The organism is Stenotrophomonas sp. 8(2023) (assembly GCF_030345295.1).
Classification (GTDB): domain Bacteria; phylum Pseudomonadota; class Gammaproteobacteria; order Xanthomonadales; family Xanthomonadaceae; genus Stenotrophomonas; species Stenotrophomonas muris.
Genome location: NZ_CP128404.1, coordinates 938469 through 955967, shown reverse-complemented (window position 1 = coordinate 955967; position 17499 = coordinate 938469). Strand labels below are relative to the sequence as shown.

General features: G+C 66.8%; 14 protein-coding genes. 8 read left to right on the top strand and 6 right to left on the bottom strand.

All coding sequences use genetic code 11. The features are described 5' to 3' along the window. Positions 1–150: 150 nt before the first annotated feature. Both QP609_RS04335 and QP609_RS04330 read left to right on the top strand, forming a co-directional pair. Positions 151–909, top strand: coding sequence for a Bax inhibitor-1/YccA family protein (locus tag QP609_RS04335; protein WP_014646095.1), 759 nt, complete (start codon positions 151–153; stop codon positions 907–909). A gap of 89 nt (positions 910–998) precedes the next feature. Further along, a complete protein-coding gene (locus QP609_RS04330) occupies positions 999–1619 on the top strand; it encodes a flavin reductase family protein (protein ID WP_014646094.1) in 621 nt (206 codons plus the stop codon). An 11-nt stretch (positions 1620–1630) separates the two neighbouring features. On the opposite strand, the gene QP609_RS04325 is transcribed toward QP609_RS04330, so the two are convergent. The 6 genes from QP609_RS04325 to grxC all read right to left on the bottom strand — a co-directional run bounded on the left by QP609_RS04325 (position 1631) and on the right by grxC (position 6370). Continuing rightward, positions 1631–2383, bottom strand: coding sequence for a sulfite exporter TauE/SafE family protein (locus tag QP609_RS04325; RefSeq protein WP_197621616.1), 753 nt, complete (start codon positions 2381–2383; stop codon positions 1631–1633). 25 nt (positions 2384–2408) lie between these two features. Further along, positions 2409–3317 carry a LysR family transcriptional regulator gene (locus QP609_RS04320; protein WP_164077915.1) on the bottom strand — a complete coding sequence of 303 codons (909 nt, stop codon included), beginning with the start codon at positions 3315–3317 and terminating at the stop codon, positions 2409–2411. 53 nt (positions 3318–3370) lie between these two features. Next, positions 3371–4114: a cysteine hydrolase gene (locus tag QP609_RS04315; RefSeq protein ID WP_014646091.1), complete on the bottom strand. Its 744-nt coding sequence runs from the start codon at positions 4112–4114 to the stop codon at positions 3371–3373. A gap of 248 nt (positions 4115–4362) precedes the next feature. Continuing rightward, positions 4363–5367, bottom strand: a complete 1005-nt coding sequence (locus QP609_RS04310) for an isocitrate dehydrogenase (protein WP_014036138.1) — start codon at positions 5365–5367, stop codon at positions 4363–4365. A gap of 323 nt (positions 5368–5690) precedes the next feature. Next, positions 5691–6083: a carboxymuconolactone decarboxylase family protein gene (locus tag QP609_RS04305; protein WP_004154542.1), complete on the bottom strand. Its 393-nt coding sequence runs from the start codon at positions 6081–6083 to the stop codon at positions 5691–5693. Beyond that, positions 6080–6370 carry a glutaredoxin 3 gene (gene grxC, locus QP609_RS04300; protein WP_004154541.1) on the bottom strand — a complete coding sequence of 97 codons (291 nt, stop codon included), beginning with the start codon at positions 6368–6370 and terminating at the stop codon, positions 6080–6082. Before grxC ends, QP609_RS04305 begins: the two co-directional genes overlap by 4 nt. 88 nt (positions 6371–6458) lie before the next feature. On the opposite strand from grxC, the gene QP609_RS04295 reads away from it, so the two are divergent. The 6 genes from QP609_RS04295 (at position 6459) to QP609_RS04270 (ending at position 17439) form a co-directional block, all read left to right on the top strand. Then, a complete protein-coding gene (locus tag QP609_RS04295) occupies positions 6459–8159 on the top strand; it encodes a M48 family metalloprotease (RefSeq protein ID WP_169410554.1) in 1701 nt (566 codons plus the stop codon). Positions 8160–8275: 116 nt separating this feature from the next. Continuing rightward, positions 8276–8965: a phosphate regulon transcriptional regulator PhoB gene (gene phoB, locus QP609_RS04290; RefSeq protein WP_005408258.1), complete on the top strand. Its 690-nt coding sequence runs from the start codon at positions 8276–8278 to the stop codon at positions 8963–8965. A 106-nt stretch (positions 8966–9071) separates the two neighbouring features. Beyond that, positions 9072–10403, top strand: coding sequence for a phosphate regulon sensor histidine kinase PhoR (gene phoR / locus QP609_RS04285; protein WP_046429124.1), 1332 nt, complete (start codon positions 9072–9074; stop codon positions 10401–10403). 4 nt (positions 10404–10407) lie between these two features. Beyond that, positions 10408–12495, top strand: a complete 2088-nt coding sequence (gene ppk1 / locus QP609_RS04280; RefSeq protein ID WP_046429123.1) for a polyphosphate kinase 1 — start codon at positions 10408–10410, stop codon at positions 12493–12495. A gap of 175 nt (positions 12496–12670) precedes the next feature. After that, positions 12671–14197 (top strand): exopolyphosphatase, encoded by a 1527-nt coding sequence (gene ppx, locus QP609_RS04275; protein WP_032955928.1) that lies wholly within the window; start codon positions 12671–12673, stop codon positions 14195–14197. Positions 14198–14514: 317 nt separating this feature from the next. Continuing rightward, complete coding sequence (locus QP609_RS04270) at positions 14515–17439, top strand: TonB-dependent receptor (RefSeq protein ID WP_032955931.1); 2925 nt, start codon at positions 14515–14517, stop codon at positions 17437–17439. Positions 17440–17499: the final 60 nt, after the last annotated feature.

The window sequence follows — 17499 nt, the reverse complement described above, 5'->3', positions numbered from 1 at the left end:
GAGTTGGTCATTGTCGCCAAGCGCGTTGGGAACTGTCAACGAAGGATGCGCAGTTCCGCGGCCTGCCACAACGCCGAAAGCAGTCATCGGCTATGCTCACGCCCATCGGCCGGATGGCCGTCCTGACCCTCATTCGCACGGAGAACACGCATGCGCAGCGGCAACCCGGCTCTTTCCGAGTCGACCTTCCTCGACCTCGCCAGCGGCTCGGTGGTGACCAGCCCCGACCAGGCAATGACCCTCAACGGCACCGTCAACAAGACCGGTTTCCTGCTGCTGTTGACCGTGCTGACGGCCGCTTTCGCCTGGAACCAGACCATCGACGACTACGGCCAGGTCATGGCCGGAGCCAGGTTGTATGCCATGGGCGGCGCCATCGGCGGCCTGGTGCTGGCGCTGATCACCATCTTCAAGAAGGAATGGTCGCCGGTCACCGCGCCGATGTATGCGCTGGTGGAAGGCGTGTTCCTCGGCGCCATCTCGGCCCTGTTCAACGCCAAGTTCCCGGGCATCGTGTTCCAGGCCGTGCTGCTGACCTTCGGCACCCTGTTTGCGCTGCTGTTCGCGTACCGCAGCGGCGTGATCAAGGCCACCGAGAACTTCAAGTTGGGCGTGGTCGCCGCCACCGGCGGCATCGCCCTGCTCTACCTGGCCTCGTTCGTGCTGGGCTTCTTCAACATCAACGTGCCGGTGATCCACGACTCCAGCTGGCTGGGCATCGCCTTCAGCCTGTTCGTGGTGGTCGTGGCGGCGCTGAACCTGGTGCTGGATTTCGACTTCATCGAAACCGGCGTGGCCCAGCGCGCGCCGAAGTACATGGAGTGGTATGGCGCATTCGGCCTGATGGTGACCCTGGTCTGGCTGTATGTGGAGTTCCTGCGCCTGCTGTCGAAGATCCAGCAGCGCTGAGTCCAGCCACGCCGAGAGAGACAAGCCGCGATCCGCAAGGGTCGCGGCTTTTTTGTAGAGTCGAGCAAGCCCACACGTCCCCTGCCCCCATGCCCGACACCTTCCACAGCTACCGCCCGGCAGAGGGCCACCGTCTGCCGCATGACCCGTTCAACGCCATCATCGGCCCGCGCCCGATCGGCTGGATTTCCAGCCGCGACGCACAGGGCACGTTGAACCTGGCGCCCTACAGCTTCTTCAACGCCTTCAACTACACCCCGCCGATCATCGGCTTCTCCAGCCAGGGCCGCAAAGACTCGCTGCGCAACATTGAAGCCACCGGTGAATTCGTGTGGAACCTGGCCACCTTCGACCTGGCCGAGGCGATGAACGAAAGCTGCCGTGCGGTCGCGCCGGATGTCGACGAGTTCGTCCTTGCCGGCCTGACGCCACTGGCCTCAACGCAGGTCACACCGCCCCGCGTGGCACAGAGCCCGGTAAGCATGGAATGCCGCTGCACGCAGATCGTCCGCCTGCGCGATGCCGCCGGCCAGGACACCAACGGCTGGCTGGTGCTGGGCGAAGTGGTGACGGTGCATATCGATGAACGGCTGCTGGTCGATGGCATCTACGACACCGCTGCGGCGGCCCCGATCCTGCGCGGCGGCGGGCCTGCCGACTACTTCCGCATCGGTGCCGGACAGCGCTTCCGCATGTTCCGCCCGACCTGACGTTCAACCGGTTACGACCGCGCCAGCAGCGCCGGCATCGACGACGCCAGCAATGCGATGCCCGACGCGGTCAACAGGCTCAGTACGATCTGCCGGAAGCGCGCCTCGCTGATGCCGATGTAGACGCGCGCACCCAGCAGGGTCGGCACCAGCATCGCCGGCGCCACGATGGCGAAGTACGGCAGCATCTGCCGGCTCACCAGGCCGCTGCCGACATAGGTGGCCATGGTCACTGCCAGCATCGCCAGGTTGAAGTTCTGGATGACCGCGCGCTGCTCGTCCTTGCCGAAGCCACGCAGCGTGCTCCACAGCGTCGGCACCGGTCCGGCGAAACCGCCGATGCCGCTGAGCACCCCACCTGCCATGCCGGCGATCGCGTCACCGATACGACCACCCACGCGGATCGGCGGCAATGATCGCGCCATCAGCATCACCGGGCACCACAGCGCAAGGAAGCCGCCCAGCAGCGCCTTGAACCAGTCCATGTCCAGGTGTGGCAGTACCATCACGCCGAGCGGAATGCCCGCCAGGCCGTTCAGCACGAACGGCAGCAGCAGGCGCAGGTTGAAGCCCCGCCGCACGGTGAACACGGCCACCAGCTGACCGACCAGCGCGCCGAACACCGACAGCGCAGCGGCCAGTCGCGGCTCCAGCCCCCATGCCCAGAACGACATCGCTACCATCCCGAAGGCGAAACCGGACAGGCCCTGTACGAATCCGGCGACGATCGCGCCAAGCGCGACCAGCAGATACACCGACTCCATCATCACCCCGGCTGCAACCGCGCGACTACCCTGCCGCGCTCTCCTGTGCAGCGTAGTGCGCCGCGAGATGCTCGACCAGCGCACGCACCTTGGGCGCCAGTGCACGTGCATGCGGGTACAGCGCGAAGTAGCGTCGCTGGCCCGCATGCCAGGCCGGCAGCACGCGGATCAAACGACCGGCGCGCAGATCCTCCTGCACGGTGAAGGCGGTGAACAGGCTGATGCCCATGCCGGCCAGCGCGGCGGCGTACAGTGCGGGCGTGGCATCCACGCGCAGGCGCTGCCCGGCTTCGATGCTCGCGGTTGCGCCGCGCGGCCCCTGCAACTGCCAGGGCGGCAGTGCTGGCGTGGGACTGAAACCCAGCAGCGTGTGATGAGCCAGGTCCGCTGCCTGCCGCGGCAGTCCGTGGCGTGCCAGGTAGGCCGGTGCGGCGACCAGGATGCGCGGGCAGCTGGCCAGCTCGCGCGCGACCAGCTGGCTGTCCGGCAGTGAAACCGCGATGCGCAGGGCCAGGTCGAAACCACCACCGACCACATCGACCAGCTGGTCATCGGCCGACAGGTCCAGCGTGACCTGGGGGTAACGCTGCAGGAATGACGGCAGCCAGTGCGGCAGCTCCTGGCTGGCCACCACCTGCGGCACGCTGATCCGCACGCTTCCACTGGGCTGCGCCTGCCCGGCACGGGCACGGTCGTCGGCTTCCTGCAGGCGGTCCAGCAGCGTTGCCGCCTCACGGTAGTAGTCGCGCCCGGCCTCGGTCAACGACAGCCGGCGGCTGTTGCGATCGAGCAGGCGCACCTGCAGGTGTTCTTCCAGCTGCCGCAGTTGCCGCGACATCGCCGAGTGGGTGGTACCGAGGCGCTCGGCTGCCGCGGTGAAGCTGCCCGCATCGACGATGGCGCGCAGTGCACGCAGGGCAGCGAAGTGATCCATCGGCGGGCAGCTCCACGTGGCGGAGCCCGCGGCATGCGGGCCCCGCCAGCTTATCAAGCGCCGTCGCCGGCCTTGCGCACCGGCAGTGCCAGGATCGCGTCAGTCGTCATGACATCGCCGAAGGCGTCCTCGATCTGGGCCAGAGCGGCTTCATGCAGCGTGCGATGGCCGATGCGCCGGCCGCCAGCCAGGTCCAGGTCACGGCTGGCGCTGGCATCGGACGAGACGATCACCCGGTAACCACGGGGCGCGGCCGCCGCGTCGCGCGCGGCACCAGCCACGCAGGCATGGGTCTGCAGGCCGGTGACGATCAGGGTGTCGATGCCGGCGTTCTTCAGCAGCGGGTCGAGCACGGTGGAGGACGCGCCGGCGAACACGCTGACATTGTCCTTCTGCACCACGGTCTCGCCCTGGCGCGGCTGCAGGTCGCGATGGAAGGCAGCATTGACGCTGCCCTGTGCGAACAGCGGCGCACCCGCCGGCAGCACGTGCTGCACATGGATCACGCGGATGCCATGAGCATCGGCGAATTCGACCACCCGCTTCGCCTGCCGCAGCGCGGCCACGCCATCGGGAATGACCATGCGGCCACCGGCAAAGCCCGGTGCGGCCGTGGCATCGAAGTACTCATTCTGGAAGTCGATGACCAGCACGGCGGTCTTTGCCGCATCCAGCGAGGTCGCGACCGGCGCGCCAGCCATGTGGCGGATGGTGGGATGGGCCGGCTCGGCGGCGGCGACCGGGGCGGTGGTGGCCATGCCGATCAGGCTGGCCAGGCCGAAGGCGGTGAGGTTCATGTTCGAGCTCCAGTGCGTTGGGAAGTGGGCACAGGATGCGGAGCGCATGACGCACGAACCAGCCGCGTAGCGGCACATGATCTGTGCAATGTACGCACAGACAATTTCCATGTAGAGCCACCCCATGGGTGGCTGCGGACCAAGGCCCCGTCATTCCACGCACGGCGTGGATCTACCGGGCCGGCCCACAACGCAACGGGGCGCCCGAAGGCGCCCCGCTGTGGATCCAACCGAGGTCGGCCGGCCGCTTACAGGCGGCTGGCGATGGCCTGGGCAAAGCTCATGGTGGTGCCGGTGCCGCCCAGGTCGCCGGTCAGCGAATCCTTGGCTTCCATGGTCGCCACGATGGCCTTGCGCAGGCGCTCGGCGTTTTCCGGCTGGCCGACATGGTCCAGCATCTGCGCGGCTGCCAGCAGCAGCGCGCACGGATTGGCCTTGCCCTGGCCGGCGATGTCCGGCGCGGTGCCGTGCACGGCTTCGAAGATCGCCGCGTCCTTGCCGATGTTGGCACCCGGGGCCAGGCCCAGGCCGCCGACGAGACCGGCGCACAGGTCGGAGATGATGTCGCCGAACAGGTTGGTGGTGACGATCACATCGAACTGTTCCGGACGCATCACCAGCTGCATGCAGCAGTTGTCGACGATCATTTCCTGGAACTCGATCTCCGGGTACTGTGCGGCGACTTCACGGGCGACGTTCAGGAACAGGCCCGAGGTCGACTTGATGATGTTGGCCTTGTGCACGGCAGTGACCTTCTTGCGGCCAGTGCTCTTGGCCAGCTCGAAGGCGTAGCGCACGATGCGCTCGGAGCCCTTGCGGGTGATGCGGGTGCCGGAGAAGGCGGTTTCGCCGTCGGCCGACACTTCCTGGCCTTCGGCCAGGTAGGCACCTTCGGTGTTCTCACGGACGGTGATCAGGTCGACGTTGTCGAAACGCGACTTGGTGTTCGGGAAGGTGTGGGCCGGACGCACGTTGGCGTACAGGTCGAAGTGGCGGCGCAGGCTGACGTTGATCGAGGTGAAGCCACCACCGACCGGGGTGGTCAGCGGGCTCTTCAGCGCGACCTTGTTGCGCGCGATCGATTCCAGGGTCACTGCCGGCATCAGGTCGCCGTGCTTTTCCAGGGCCACCAGGCCGGCGTCGGCGTCTTCGTACTCCAGGCCAGTCTTGAGCTGGTCGAGCACGAACAGGGTGGCGTCCATGATTTCCGGGCCAATGCCGTCGCCGCGGATGACCGTAATTTTCTGCGTCATTGATCGATGTTCCGAACAGGGGGAAAAACGCCGTCCGGACGTGCCCGGAAACGCCGGCGCAAAGGAAGTTTCACCGGCAATTATGCCTGAGCCGGGGCCGAGGTCCCAAATAGACCATGGTCCCAGTGCCCGGCCCGGGCAGAATTGCCCGCGCATTCCGCCTTATCCCCGCGCCTGTCGGCGCGCCCCCTTGAACAACAAGGGGGCTCCTGGGCTGTTGGATCGTGGAGAAGGCCCCTCGCGGGTGCGGTAATGCCGGCCGCTGGCCGGCAACCCCGGCCATGCCGGATTCAGGGAATACCGGCCAGCGGCCGGCACGCCCCTCAGTGCTCGTGCGCTGCCGGGGCGGCGGCGCCACCTTCAAGCTGGTCGAGGAAGTCGACCGCGCGGCGCAGGTGCGGGATCACGATCGATCCGCCCACCACCAGGCCGACCGAGAAGGTCTCGAAGAACTCCTCGCGGGTCACGCCGGCGTCCTTGCACTGGGCCACGTGATAGCTGATGCAGTCGTCGCAGCGCAGCACCATCGAGGCCACCAGGCCCAGCAGCTCCTTGGTCTTCACGTCCAGCGCGCCGGCCTGGTAGGTCTGCGTGTCCAGCGCGAAGAAGCGGCGCACCACCTGGTTCGGCTCACCCAGGATCCGCTCGTTCATGCGCTTGCGGAACTCGGTGAACTCGGCGATGCGGTCCTTGCTGCCGTCGTCGGCCGCGCTCATGCCTGGCCCTGCCCGGCCAGCAGCGGCTCGAGCTTGCCTTCACGGTGCAGGGCCATCATGTCGTCGTAGCCGCCGACATGGACGTCGCCGACGAAGATCTGCGGCACGCTGGTGCGGCGGGTCAGCGCCATCATCTTCTCGCGCTCGGCCGGGTCCAGGTCGATGCGGACCTCGGTCCACTGCTGGCCCTTGCTCTTCAGGAAGTTCTTGGCGGCCACGCAGTACGGGCAGACGGCGGTGGAATAGATGGTGATGGCGGGGGCACCGCCGGCGGTCTGGGCTGTCACGGGAAACTCCACGATGGATCGACGGTCTACATATGGTACCGGTGCGCTGGAATTTCCACGCCACGGCCGCAACACTGTGGATTAACGAATGGTTGCCCCCCGCCCTGCCACGCTTGGCGCGCCCCGCCCGAGGAACTCCTGCTTGCGAGCCCTGCTGCTGACTACCGCCGTCACCCTGGCCCTGGCCATGCCGCTGGCCCAGGCCCAGGAGAAGCTGCCCGACATCGGCTCCTCGGCCGGCGAGCTGCTGACCCCGGCCCGCCAGGCCGAGTACGGCGCGATGATGCTGCGCGAGCTGCGCAACTACGGCTACCTGCTGGAAGATCCGCTGGTCAACGACTGGCTGCAGACCATGGGCACCCGGCTCGGCTCCAACAGTGACCAGCCGCGGCAGCCGTACACCTTCTTCGTGATGAACGACCGCCAGATCAACGCGTTCGCCACGCTGGGCGGCTACATCGGGGTCAATGCCGGCCTGGTGCTGACCGCCGAGCGCGAGGACGAGGTCGCTGCGGTGCTGTCCCACGAAATCGCCCACGTCACCCAGCAGCATGTGCTGCGCGGCGTCGAGCGCGCCCAGCGTGACCAGATCCCGATCCTGCTGGGCATGCTGGCAGCGGTGGTGGCCGCCCAGGCCAGCAACAGCACGTCGTCCGGCAACGCGACGATGGCCGCGATCAGCTCGGGCATGGGCCTGATGCAGCAACGGCAGATCAACTACACCCGCTCCAACGAGTCCGAGGCCGACCGCCTCGGCATCCGCACCCTGTCGCGCAGCGGCTACGACGTGGATGCCATGGCCGGCTTCTTCGAACGGATGTCGGCGGCCATGCGTGGCAACGAAGGGGGCTACAGCGTGCCCGAGTTCCTGCGCACCCACCCGGTCAATATCACCCGCATCAGCGAAGCCAAGGCCCGCGCCGAGCAGATGAAGAAGGATACGGTGCTGCTGACCACCAGCACCCCCACCGGCGAGCGCAAGGAGCGGGTGGACCCGGCCGATCCCAGCCTGGGCGAGCCGCTGCTGCGCGGCAACAACCCGCTGCTGCCCAGCAGTGTGCTGCGCCTCCCGATCGGCCAGCTCAACCGTGGCGCCAGCGGCGACTTCGACTGGGCACGTGAGCGCCTGCGCGTGCTCAGCGCGGATTCCACCCCCGAGCTGGAACGCGAGTATGCCGACCTGGCCAAGCGGCAGAAGGACGGTCTCAACGATGCGCAGCGCTATGGCCAGGCGCTGGCGGTCATGCGCGGTGGCCGTGCCGGCGCCGGCCAGGCCCGGCAGACCCTGGCCGGCCTGCTCCAGACCCATCCCGGCAACCTGTGGCTGGCGCTGGGCCTGGGCGAAGCGGAATCGCGGGCAGGCCAGGCGGCCCAGGCCAACAGCCGCTTCGAGCAGCTGCTGCGCGAACACCCCAACAGCCGCCCGGTGGCACTGACCTATGCCGAGATCCTGAACGAACAGGGCAACCGCGAGGCCGGCCAGCGCGCGCAGGCGATGCTGCGCCCCCTGTTGTCGCAAAGCGGTAACGATCCGGTCTTCCAGCAGCGCTTTGCCCGCGCCAGCGAGCTGGCCGGCGACAGCGTGCGTGCCAGCGAGGCCTATGCCGAGGCCGCCTTCCTCAGCGGTCGGCCGGAACAGGCGCTGCTGCAGCTGCAGGCGCTCAAGCGCAACCCGGCGCTGGATTACATTGGCCGCGCGCGGGTCGATGCCCGCATCGAAGCGATCACCCCGACCGTGCTGGAGCTGCGTCGCCAGGGCGTGCAGGACCCGGACCTGGACCGGCGCTGAGCGCTGCATGACCGACCGATGGCAATCCAGGCCGGTTCCGGCCGGGCAGTCACAAACATGTCATCAAACCGTAGTCTACTGGCACCACTCCAGTAACCGAGCCCTACGGTGTCCTCGTGCAGAAACGCATCCTGATCGTCGATGACGAGCCCGCGATCCGTGAAATGGTCGCCTTCGCCCTTCGCAAGGGCGATTACGAACCGGTCCACGCCGGCGATGCCCGGGAGGCCCAGACCGCGATCGCCGACCGCGTTCCGGACCTGATCCTGCTGGACTGGATGCTGCCCGGCACCAGCGGCCTGGACCTGGCCCGTCGCTGGCGCAAGGAAACGCTGACCCGCGAAGTGCCGATCATCATGCTGACCGCCCGCGGCGAAGAGAACGACCGCGTCGGTGGCCTGGAAGCCGGCGTCGACGACTACGTGGTCAAGCCGTTCTCGGCGCGCGAACTGCTGGCGCGCATCCGTGCGGTGATGCGCCGTGCCCGCGAGGACGACGAGGACGGCAGCGTGGCAGTCGGCCCGATCCGCATCGACGGCGCCGCCCATCGCGTGTTCGCCAACGACCAGCCGGTGCCGATCGGCCCGACCGAATACCGCCTGCTGCACTTCTTCATGACCCATCCGGAGCGCGTCTACACCCGCGCGCAGCTGCTGGACCATGTATGGGGTGGCAGCGTGTACGTGGAGGAGCGCACCATCGACGTGCATATCCGCCGCCTGCGCAAGACGCTGGAACCGTTCAACGCCGAGAACATGGTGCAGACCGTGCGCGGCGCCGGCTACCGGTTCTCCACTGCCACCTGAGTCTCGTCGTGCCGGCACCGCGCACCTGCGGGTGCCGGTGCCGGCAACTCTGCTATAACCCTTGGTTCACTCCAGTGAACCGCCGCACCTCAACGACGAGACCGCAATGCCCCGCCACATCCGCTCTGCCTGGTTGAAGACCCTGGCCACCGTTGCCGCGGTACTGCTGTTCGCCGGACTGGTGGGGTGGTTCACGGGCCATCTGTGGTTGTGCATCGCGCTGGGCGCACTGGCCACCCTGGCCTGGCATTACTGGCGCCTGCGCAGCGTGCTGCGCCGCCTGACCGCACGCCAGCGCTGGGATACCGCCGAAGAAGGCACCGGCGTCTGGAACGAACTGGACCGCCTGCTGTATCGCAACCAGGTGGAAATGCGCGTGCGCAAGCGCCGCCTGCTGGACATGCTGCGCAGCTACCGCGCCGCCGCCGCCGCATTGCCCGACGCGGTGGTGGTGCTGGACCGCAACAGCCAGCGCGTGCAGTGGTTCAACGAAGCGGCCACCGCCCTGCTCGGCCTGCACCATCCCGGCGACCTTGGCGAGGCCCTGGTCGAACGCTTGCAACCGATGCCGCTGGCCCACTGGCTGGCCGGTGGCCGCAATGCCGAACCGATCCTGGACGTGCCCTCGCCGGTCGATCCGGCGATCCGCCTGAACCTGCGCCTGATTCCCTATTCGTCGGATTACTGGCTGCTGATCGCCCGCGACGTCAGCAAGCTGCTGCGCCTGGAACAGGTGCGCCGCGACTTCGTGGCCAATGTTTCACACGAGCTGCGCACGCCGCTCACCGTGGTCCACGGCTACCTGGACATGATGGATCCGGAGGACTTCCCCGGCACCGGCCCGATGCTGGAAGAAATGCGCAAGCAGAGCCAGCGCATGGCCCAGCTGGTGGAAGACCTGCTGACCCTGTCGCGGCTGGAATCGCAGGAGCACAGCGAGGAAGAGACCGTGGCCATGCAGCCGATGCTGGCGACCCTGCGCCGCGAGGCCGAGGCGCACAGCCAGGGCCGCCACCAGATCAGCATCGATGATCTGGCCGGTGTCGACCTGCAGGGTTCGAACAAGGAACTGCACAGTGCCTTCTCCAACCTGGTCACCAACGCGGTGCGCTATACCCCGGCCGGGGGCCGCATTGCGGTGGAGTTCCGCCGCGAAGGCGACGGCGCCGTGCTGGCGGTGCGCGATTCCGGCTACGGCATTCCCGCCACCCACCTGCCGCGCCTGACCGAACGTTTCTACCGTGTGTCCAGCAGCCGCTCGCGCGAGAGCGGCGGCACCGGGCTGGGCCTGTCCATCGTCAAGCACATCCTCGGCCTGCACCACGCACGGCTGGAGATTGAAAGCGAAGTCGGCAAGGGCTCGGTGTTCTCCTGCCATTTCGATGCCGACCACGTGCGCCCGCGCGAGTCCGCCCCCCTGACCTCCATCGAAGAATGACGCCATGAGCAGCCTCGGATCCCTCCCCCTCCCCGTGAGCCCGGACAACGATCCGTTGCGCGACCCGTCGCTGTACATCAACCGCGAGCTGTCGCAGCTGGATTTCAACTTCCGCGTGCTGGCGCAGGCCATGGACCCGCAGGTGCCGCTGCTGGAGCGCCTGCGCTTCATGTGCATTTCCTGCACCAACCTCGACGAGTTCTTCGAGATCCGTGCCGCCGCCGTGCGCCACGCGCAGGAATTCGGCCTGCCGCCGGCGCCGGACGGCATGAGCCCGCAGGCCATCCTCAACGCCATCCATGACCGCGCTGCGGAGCTGGTGGACCAGCAGTACCGCTGCTGGAACGAGACGCTGCGCCCGGCGCTGATGGAGGCCGGCATCGGCGTGCTCGGTCGCCATTCCTGGACCGACCGCCAGAGGCGCTGGCTGCGCGCCTACTTCCGCAACGAGATCATGCCGGTGCTGTCGCCGCTGGGCCTGGACCCGGTGCACCCGTTCCCGAAGATCCTCAACAAGTCGCTGAACATCGTGGTGGTGCTGAAGGGCACCGATGCGTTCGGCCGCGCCGGCCACCTGGCGATCGTGCGTGCGCCGCGCTCGCTGCCGCGCATCATCCAGCTGCCGGAGAAGCTCGGCGGATCGCAGAACTTCGTGTTCCTGTCCTCGGTGCTGTCGACCTTCGTCGATGAGCTGTTCCCGGGCATGGAAGTCCAGGGTGCCTACCAGTTCCGTGTCACCCGCAACTCCGAGCTGGTGGTGGACGAGGAGGAAGTGGAGAACCTGGCGCTGGCGCTGCGCGACGAACTGGTCGACCGCGGCTACCGGCCGGCGGTGCGCCTGGAGATCGCCCACGACATGCCGCGCGAGATCGTGCGCACGCTGCTGCAGAATTTCGGCCTGACCGAGAACGCGGTGTACCGCATCGACGGCCCGGTCAACCTCAACCGCATCATCCAGCTGTACGACCTGATCGCGCAGCCAGACCTGAAGTACCCGCCGATGACCCCGCGCACGCTGCGCGACAGCGACGGCATCTTCGAGACCACGGCGCGCCAGGACCTGCTGCTGCACCACCCGTTCGATGCCTTCACCGCGGTGCTGGACCTGATCCGGCAGGCGGCGATCGATCCCAACGTGCTGGCGATCAAGCAGACGCTGTACCGCACCGGCAAGGATTCGCTGATCGTCGACGCACTGATCCAGGCCGCGCGCAACGGCAAGGATGTGACTGTAGTGGTCGAACTGCGTGCGCGCTTCGACGAAGAGGCCAACCTGGGCCTGGCCGATCGCCTGCAGGAGGCCGGGGTGCAGGTGGTGTACGGCGTGGTCGGCTACAAGACCCACGCCAAGATGCTGCTGATCGTGCGCCGCGAAGGCCGCAAGCTGCGCCGCTACGTGCACCTGGGCACCGGCAACTACCACAGCGGCACTGCCCGCGCGTACACCGACATCAGCCTGATCACCGCCGATCCGGACATCGGCAATGACGTGCACCTGTTGTTCCAGCAGCTGTCCGGGCTGGCCTCGAAGATGAAGCTCAAGCGCCTGCTGCAGTCGCCCTTCACCCTGCACACCGGCATCCTCGGCCGTATCGAGCGCGAGACGCGCATCGCCGCCGCCGGCCGCCCAGCGCGGATCATCGCCAAGATGAACGCGTTGAACGAACCGCAGGTGGTGCGCGCGCTGTACGCCGCGTCGCAGGCCGGCGTGCAGATCGACCTGATCATCCGTGGCGCCTGCACCCTGCGTCCGGGCGTTCCGGGTGTCTCGGACAACATCCGCGTGCGCTCGATCGTCGGCCGCTTCCTGGAGCACAGCCGCGTCTACTGGTTCGGCAACGACGGCGCGCCGGAGATGTACTGCGCCAGCGCCGACTGGCTGGAACGCAACCTGCTGCGCCGGGTCGAGACCTGCTTCCCGATCCTCGATCCGGAACTGGCCAAGCGGGTGTACCGCGAGGTCCTGCAGAACTACCTGGACGACAACCTCAACGCCTGGGAACTGGACGCCGACGGCCTCTACCACAAGCGTGCGCCGGCGCACGACGAAGCCCCGCATTCTGCGCAGATGGCATTGATGCAGGGGCTGTAGTCCTGCCCCGGTGGACCCCGACCGCTGGTCGGGATTCGATCAGCGGTCGCCCGGGGTCAGATCCCTTTCCTGCGGGAAAGGGATCTGACCCCTTGCAATCCTGCTGCACGCCTCCTTCCAGAATGTGAAGGCCGCGCGGTGACGAGCACACCGCCGCTTCGGCTAACATTCGCCCATGCCGCATACCTCCACGACTCCGCCCGCATTGCAGGATGGCGACCTGCTGGCCGCCATCGACCTTGGCTCCAACAGTTTCCACATGGTCATCGCGCGCTACACGCTCGGCCAGCTGCGGGTGATCGACCGCCTGCGCGAGACGGTGCGCATGGCCGACGGGCTGGATGGCAAAGGCGGACTGTCTTCCGCCGCACGGCAGCGCGCGCTGGAATGCCTGGCCCGTTTCGGCCAGCGCATCCGCAATGTGCCGCCGCATCGGGTGCGCGCGCTGGCCACCAACACGGTGCGCCAGCTGCGTTCTCCCCAGTCGTTCCTGGTCCCGGCCGAAACCGCACTGGGGCATGCCATCGAAGTGGTCAGCGGCCGCGAAGAAGCCCGCCTGATCTACCTGGGCGTGGCCCACGCGCAACCCCCCAAGCCCGGCCAGCGCCGGCTGGTGATCGACATCGGTGGCGGCTCCACTGAATTCATCATCGGCATGGGCATGCAGACCCTGGAGCGCGAAAGCCTGCAGGCCGGTTGCATCGCCAGCACCCGGCGCTTCTTCCCCGGCGGCAAGCTCAGCAAGAAGCGCTGGAAGGACGCGCTGGCCGAGATCGGCCGCGAGTTCCAGCCCTTCGCCAGCAAGTACCGCGCGCTGGGCTGGCAGGAGGCGCTGGGTTCTTCGGGCACGCACAAGGCGATCAGCGAGATCTGCGCGACGATGAAGCTGAGCAAGGGCGCGATCACCGCCGAGGCCCTGCCGCAACTGCGCGATGAGCTGCTGAAGGCCAAGAAGATCGACGACATCCAGTTGCCGGGCCTGTCCAGCGACCGCCGCCCGATCATCGCCGGCGGCATCCTGGTGCTGGAAGCGGCGTTCCAGGCACTTGGCCTGCAGAAGCTGCTGGTCAGCAAGGCCGCGATGCGCGAGGGCATCCTCTACGACATCGTCGGCCGTGCCGGCGAGAACGACCTGCGTGATGAATCGGTAGCTGCGCTCAGCCAGCGCTACGGTATCGATACGGTACAGGCCGACCGCGTGCAGGACACTGCTCTGTCACTGCTGGAGCAGGTGCAGGAACGCTGGAAGCTCGATGCCGATGATGCGCGCATGCTCGGCTGGGCCGCACGCCTGCACGAACTGGGCCTGATGATTGCCCACAGCGGCTACCACGTGCATGGCAGCTACGTGCTGGAGCACTCGGACATCGCCGGCTTCTCCCGCCAGGAACAGCAGATGCTGGCCGCGCTGGTGCGCAGCCATCGCCGCAGCGTGACCAAGACCGCCTTCGACGCCCTGCCCGAGCGACTGCTGCTGACCGCGCGCCGGTTGGCGGCCCTGCTGCGGCTGGCGGTGCTGCTCAACCGCGCGCATGAGGACGACCCGCTGCCGGCGCTGGAACTGACCGCCGACGACAACCGGCTGTCGCTGATCGTGCCGCAGGCGTTCATCGATGCCCGTCCGCTGCTGCGCGCCGACCTGATCGGCGAGACCGACGGGATCGCCGGGCTGGGCATCCAGTTCCGTCCGTTCGTAGCCTGAATACGCCGTCGCCTGTTGTCCACAGGACAGCAGGAGTGACGCACTTCGCACCCCCACTTTGCGCAGTCTGGCGGTTTTTTGTGCTGCTTCGCATCACGACGGCACCGTATCGCGTATCGCACCTCTCACGTAAGCGCCTGCTTTTGTTCACGTTTTGTGAAGGATGGGGGTGTCCCGTGACATAAATCGATACGAACTCTTTACAGAGCATTAACTAACGAGACTACTATCGGGTCACCGGCTCGGTCATCAACCCAGCTGGCTCCTTCGACGCCCACTTTGGCGTCTTGTGCACGACCTGAGAGAGAGAGCTCGCCATGACTTCACGCACCACCGCACTGGGGCAGGCCATCCGCTATGCCCTGGCTACCACCGCAACGTTGGCCGCCCTGCCCGCGTTTGCCCAGGACGGCAGCAACGCAACGCCCACCAACCTCGACCGCATCGAGATCACCGGCTCGCGCATCCGCCAGGTGGACGTGGAAACCGCCCAGCCGGTGTTCGCGATCAGCCGCAACGACATCGAAAAGCAGGGCTTCAGCTCGGTTGCCGACATCCTGCAGAACGTCACCGCGATGGGCAGCCCGACCATCAGCCGCGCCAATGCGCTGACCGCGGGTGAAAACGCGGGTGGCACCTACATCGACATGCGCAACCTGGGCACCCAGCGCACGCTGGTGCTGGTCAACGGCAAGCGCATGGGCATCAGCACGTCCGGCTACCAGGACATCTCCACGCTGCCGGTGTCCGCCGTGGAGCGCATCGAGGTGCTGAAGGACGGCGCCTCTGCGATCTATGGCTCCGACGCCATGGCCGGCGTGGTGAACATCATCACCCGCTCCAATGTCACCGGTGTGACCGCCAACGTCTATCACGGCCAGTACAGCCAGGGCGACGGCGCACGTGACCGCTTCGACGTGGTCGCCGGCTGGAGCAACGATCGCGTGTCGTTGACCTTGTCCGCCGAGCATGCCGAAGAGAAGGGCGTGTGGGCGCGCGATCGCGGCTTCAGCAAGTACGGCATGACCGATCGCCATCCGTACGACAGCAGCAACTGGACCACGATCAGCCAGTACGGCCAGTTCACCGGTCTGCGCGGCCCGGGCTGTACCGCCACTGCGGGCTGCGGCTATTCCCTCAACCGCGGCGCGGATCCCACCAACCCGGCCAATTACCACCTCACCGATAGCACGCCGTTCACCGGTGACGTGAGCAACGCCAACGACCAGATGCACGTGATGTATCCGGTCAAGCGCGACTCGGTCTATTTCGACGGCCGCTTCAAGATCACCGACAACGTCAACTTCCGCACCGAGCTGGGCTACAACCAGCGTGAGTCCACCCGCCAGATCGCGGGCTATCCGCTGCAGTCGAGCACCGCCGGTGTCGGCTCGATGTCGATCAACAGCTACTTCAATCCGTTCGGCCGCCAGCACGGGTATGCCACCCCGACCGCCGTGGCATGGAACCGCCGCACCTGGGAAGTGCCGCGCGTGACCACCAGCGAGCTGAAGACCTACCGCGCGGTGGCGTCGTTCGACGGTTCGTTCGAGATCGGCAGCCGCTACTTCGACTGGGAAGTGGGTTACCAGTACAACCGCAATGAACTGGAATCGGTGGCGACCGGCAACCTGCACAAGGGTCGCGTCGCCGGCGGCGTCGGCCCGTCGTTCTACAACGCCGCCACCGGCAAGGTGCAGTGCGGCACCGCCGCTGCACCGATCTCCTATGACGTGTGCAAGCCGTGGAACCCGCTGGTGCCGTACGGCACGACGGCTGCCGATGGCCTGTACGGCAACGAAGAACTGCAGGCGTGGCTGTTCCCGGAAGAGATCACCAAGGGCCGTACCACCTCCAAGAACTTCTTTGCCAACATCGCTGGCAGCATCGTGACCCTGCCGGCTGGCGACCTGGGCTTCGCGTTCGGCGTGGAAAGCCGCAAGGAAGAAGGCAAGTACACCCCGGATGCCCTGGCCCAGACGGGCGCGACCACCAACCTGGCCGCGGGCCCGACCGGCGGTGACTACACCGTCAACGAGGCCTACCTGGAAGTGAACGTTCCGGTGCTGGCCGACCTGCCGGGCGCGAAGGAACTGACCTTTAATGGCGCCACCCGCTTCTCGGACTACAACACCTTCGGCAACACGCTCAACAGCAAGTTCGGCTTCAAGTGGAAGCCGATCGACTCGCTGATGGTGCGTGGCACCTGGGCCGAGGGCTTCCGTGCACCGACCATCAGCGACCTGTTCGGTGGTGGTTCGGAGACCTTCGCGCAGTTCAGCGATCCGTGCGACACCCGCTTCGGTTCCTCGGCCTCCAGCGCGGAAGTCCGTGCACGTTGCGCACGCGACATCGCCAATGCGAATACCTTCCGCCAGCTGCGCCAGGGTGGCACCCCGGTGAACACGTCGACGGACGCGACCCCGGTGCCGTTCACCTCCGGGTCGAACCCGCTGCTGACGCCGGAAACCTCGACCAGCAAGACGCTGGGCCTGGTCTGGAGCCCGAGCTTCATCCAGGGCTTCAACGCCTCGCTGGACTGGTGGAAGATCCGCATCGACAACACGATCATCGCCGACACGCCGACCCAGATCCTGCAGGACTGCTACGAATCGGGTATCGACGCGCGCTGCTCGCGCTTCCAGCGTGACCCGGTGACCGGCATCGTGACCAACCTGAAGTTCGGCAACCGCAACGCGGGCTTCATGGAAACCGAAGGCTACGATCTGGACGTGAGCTACCGTCTGGACACCCGGTTCGGCAAGTTCAACGTGAACTCGGCCACCACCTACGTGTCCAGTGCGACCTACCGCACCTCCAACGACAGCTCGATCGTCCCGATCGTCACCAACGGCATCGGCAGCGCTTTCCGCGTCCGTTCCAACCTGGTGCTGGGCTACGAGCGGGGCAACTTCGGCGCGAGCTGGACCGCGCGTTACTATTCGGGCGTGAAGGAAACCTGCTCGAACATCGCGCTGTACCCGGACGAGTGCTCGGATCCGGGTGTGTACGCACCGTGGTACAAGGGCGCACGCAACTACAACGAGCGCGGCGCGGTCACCTTCCACGACGTGCAGGTGCGTTACTCGCTGCCGTGGGACGCCACCGTGTCGGTCGGTGCCAACAACGTGTTCGAGAAGACCGGCCCGGTCATGTACAGCAAGCCGAACTCGGCCTTCTCGTACTACGGTGGTTACGATATCGGCCGCTTCATCTACATGAAGTACCAGCAGCGCTTCTGATCCATCGCGCTGTGACGGAAGCATGACGACCACGGCCCTTCGGGGCCGTGGTTTTTTATT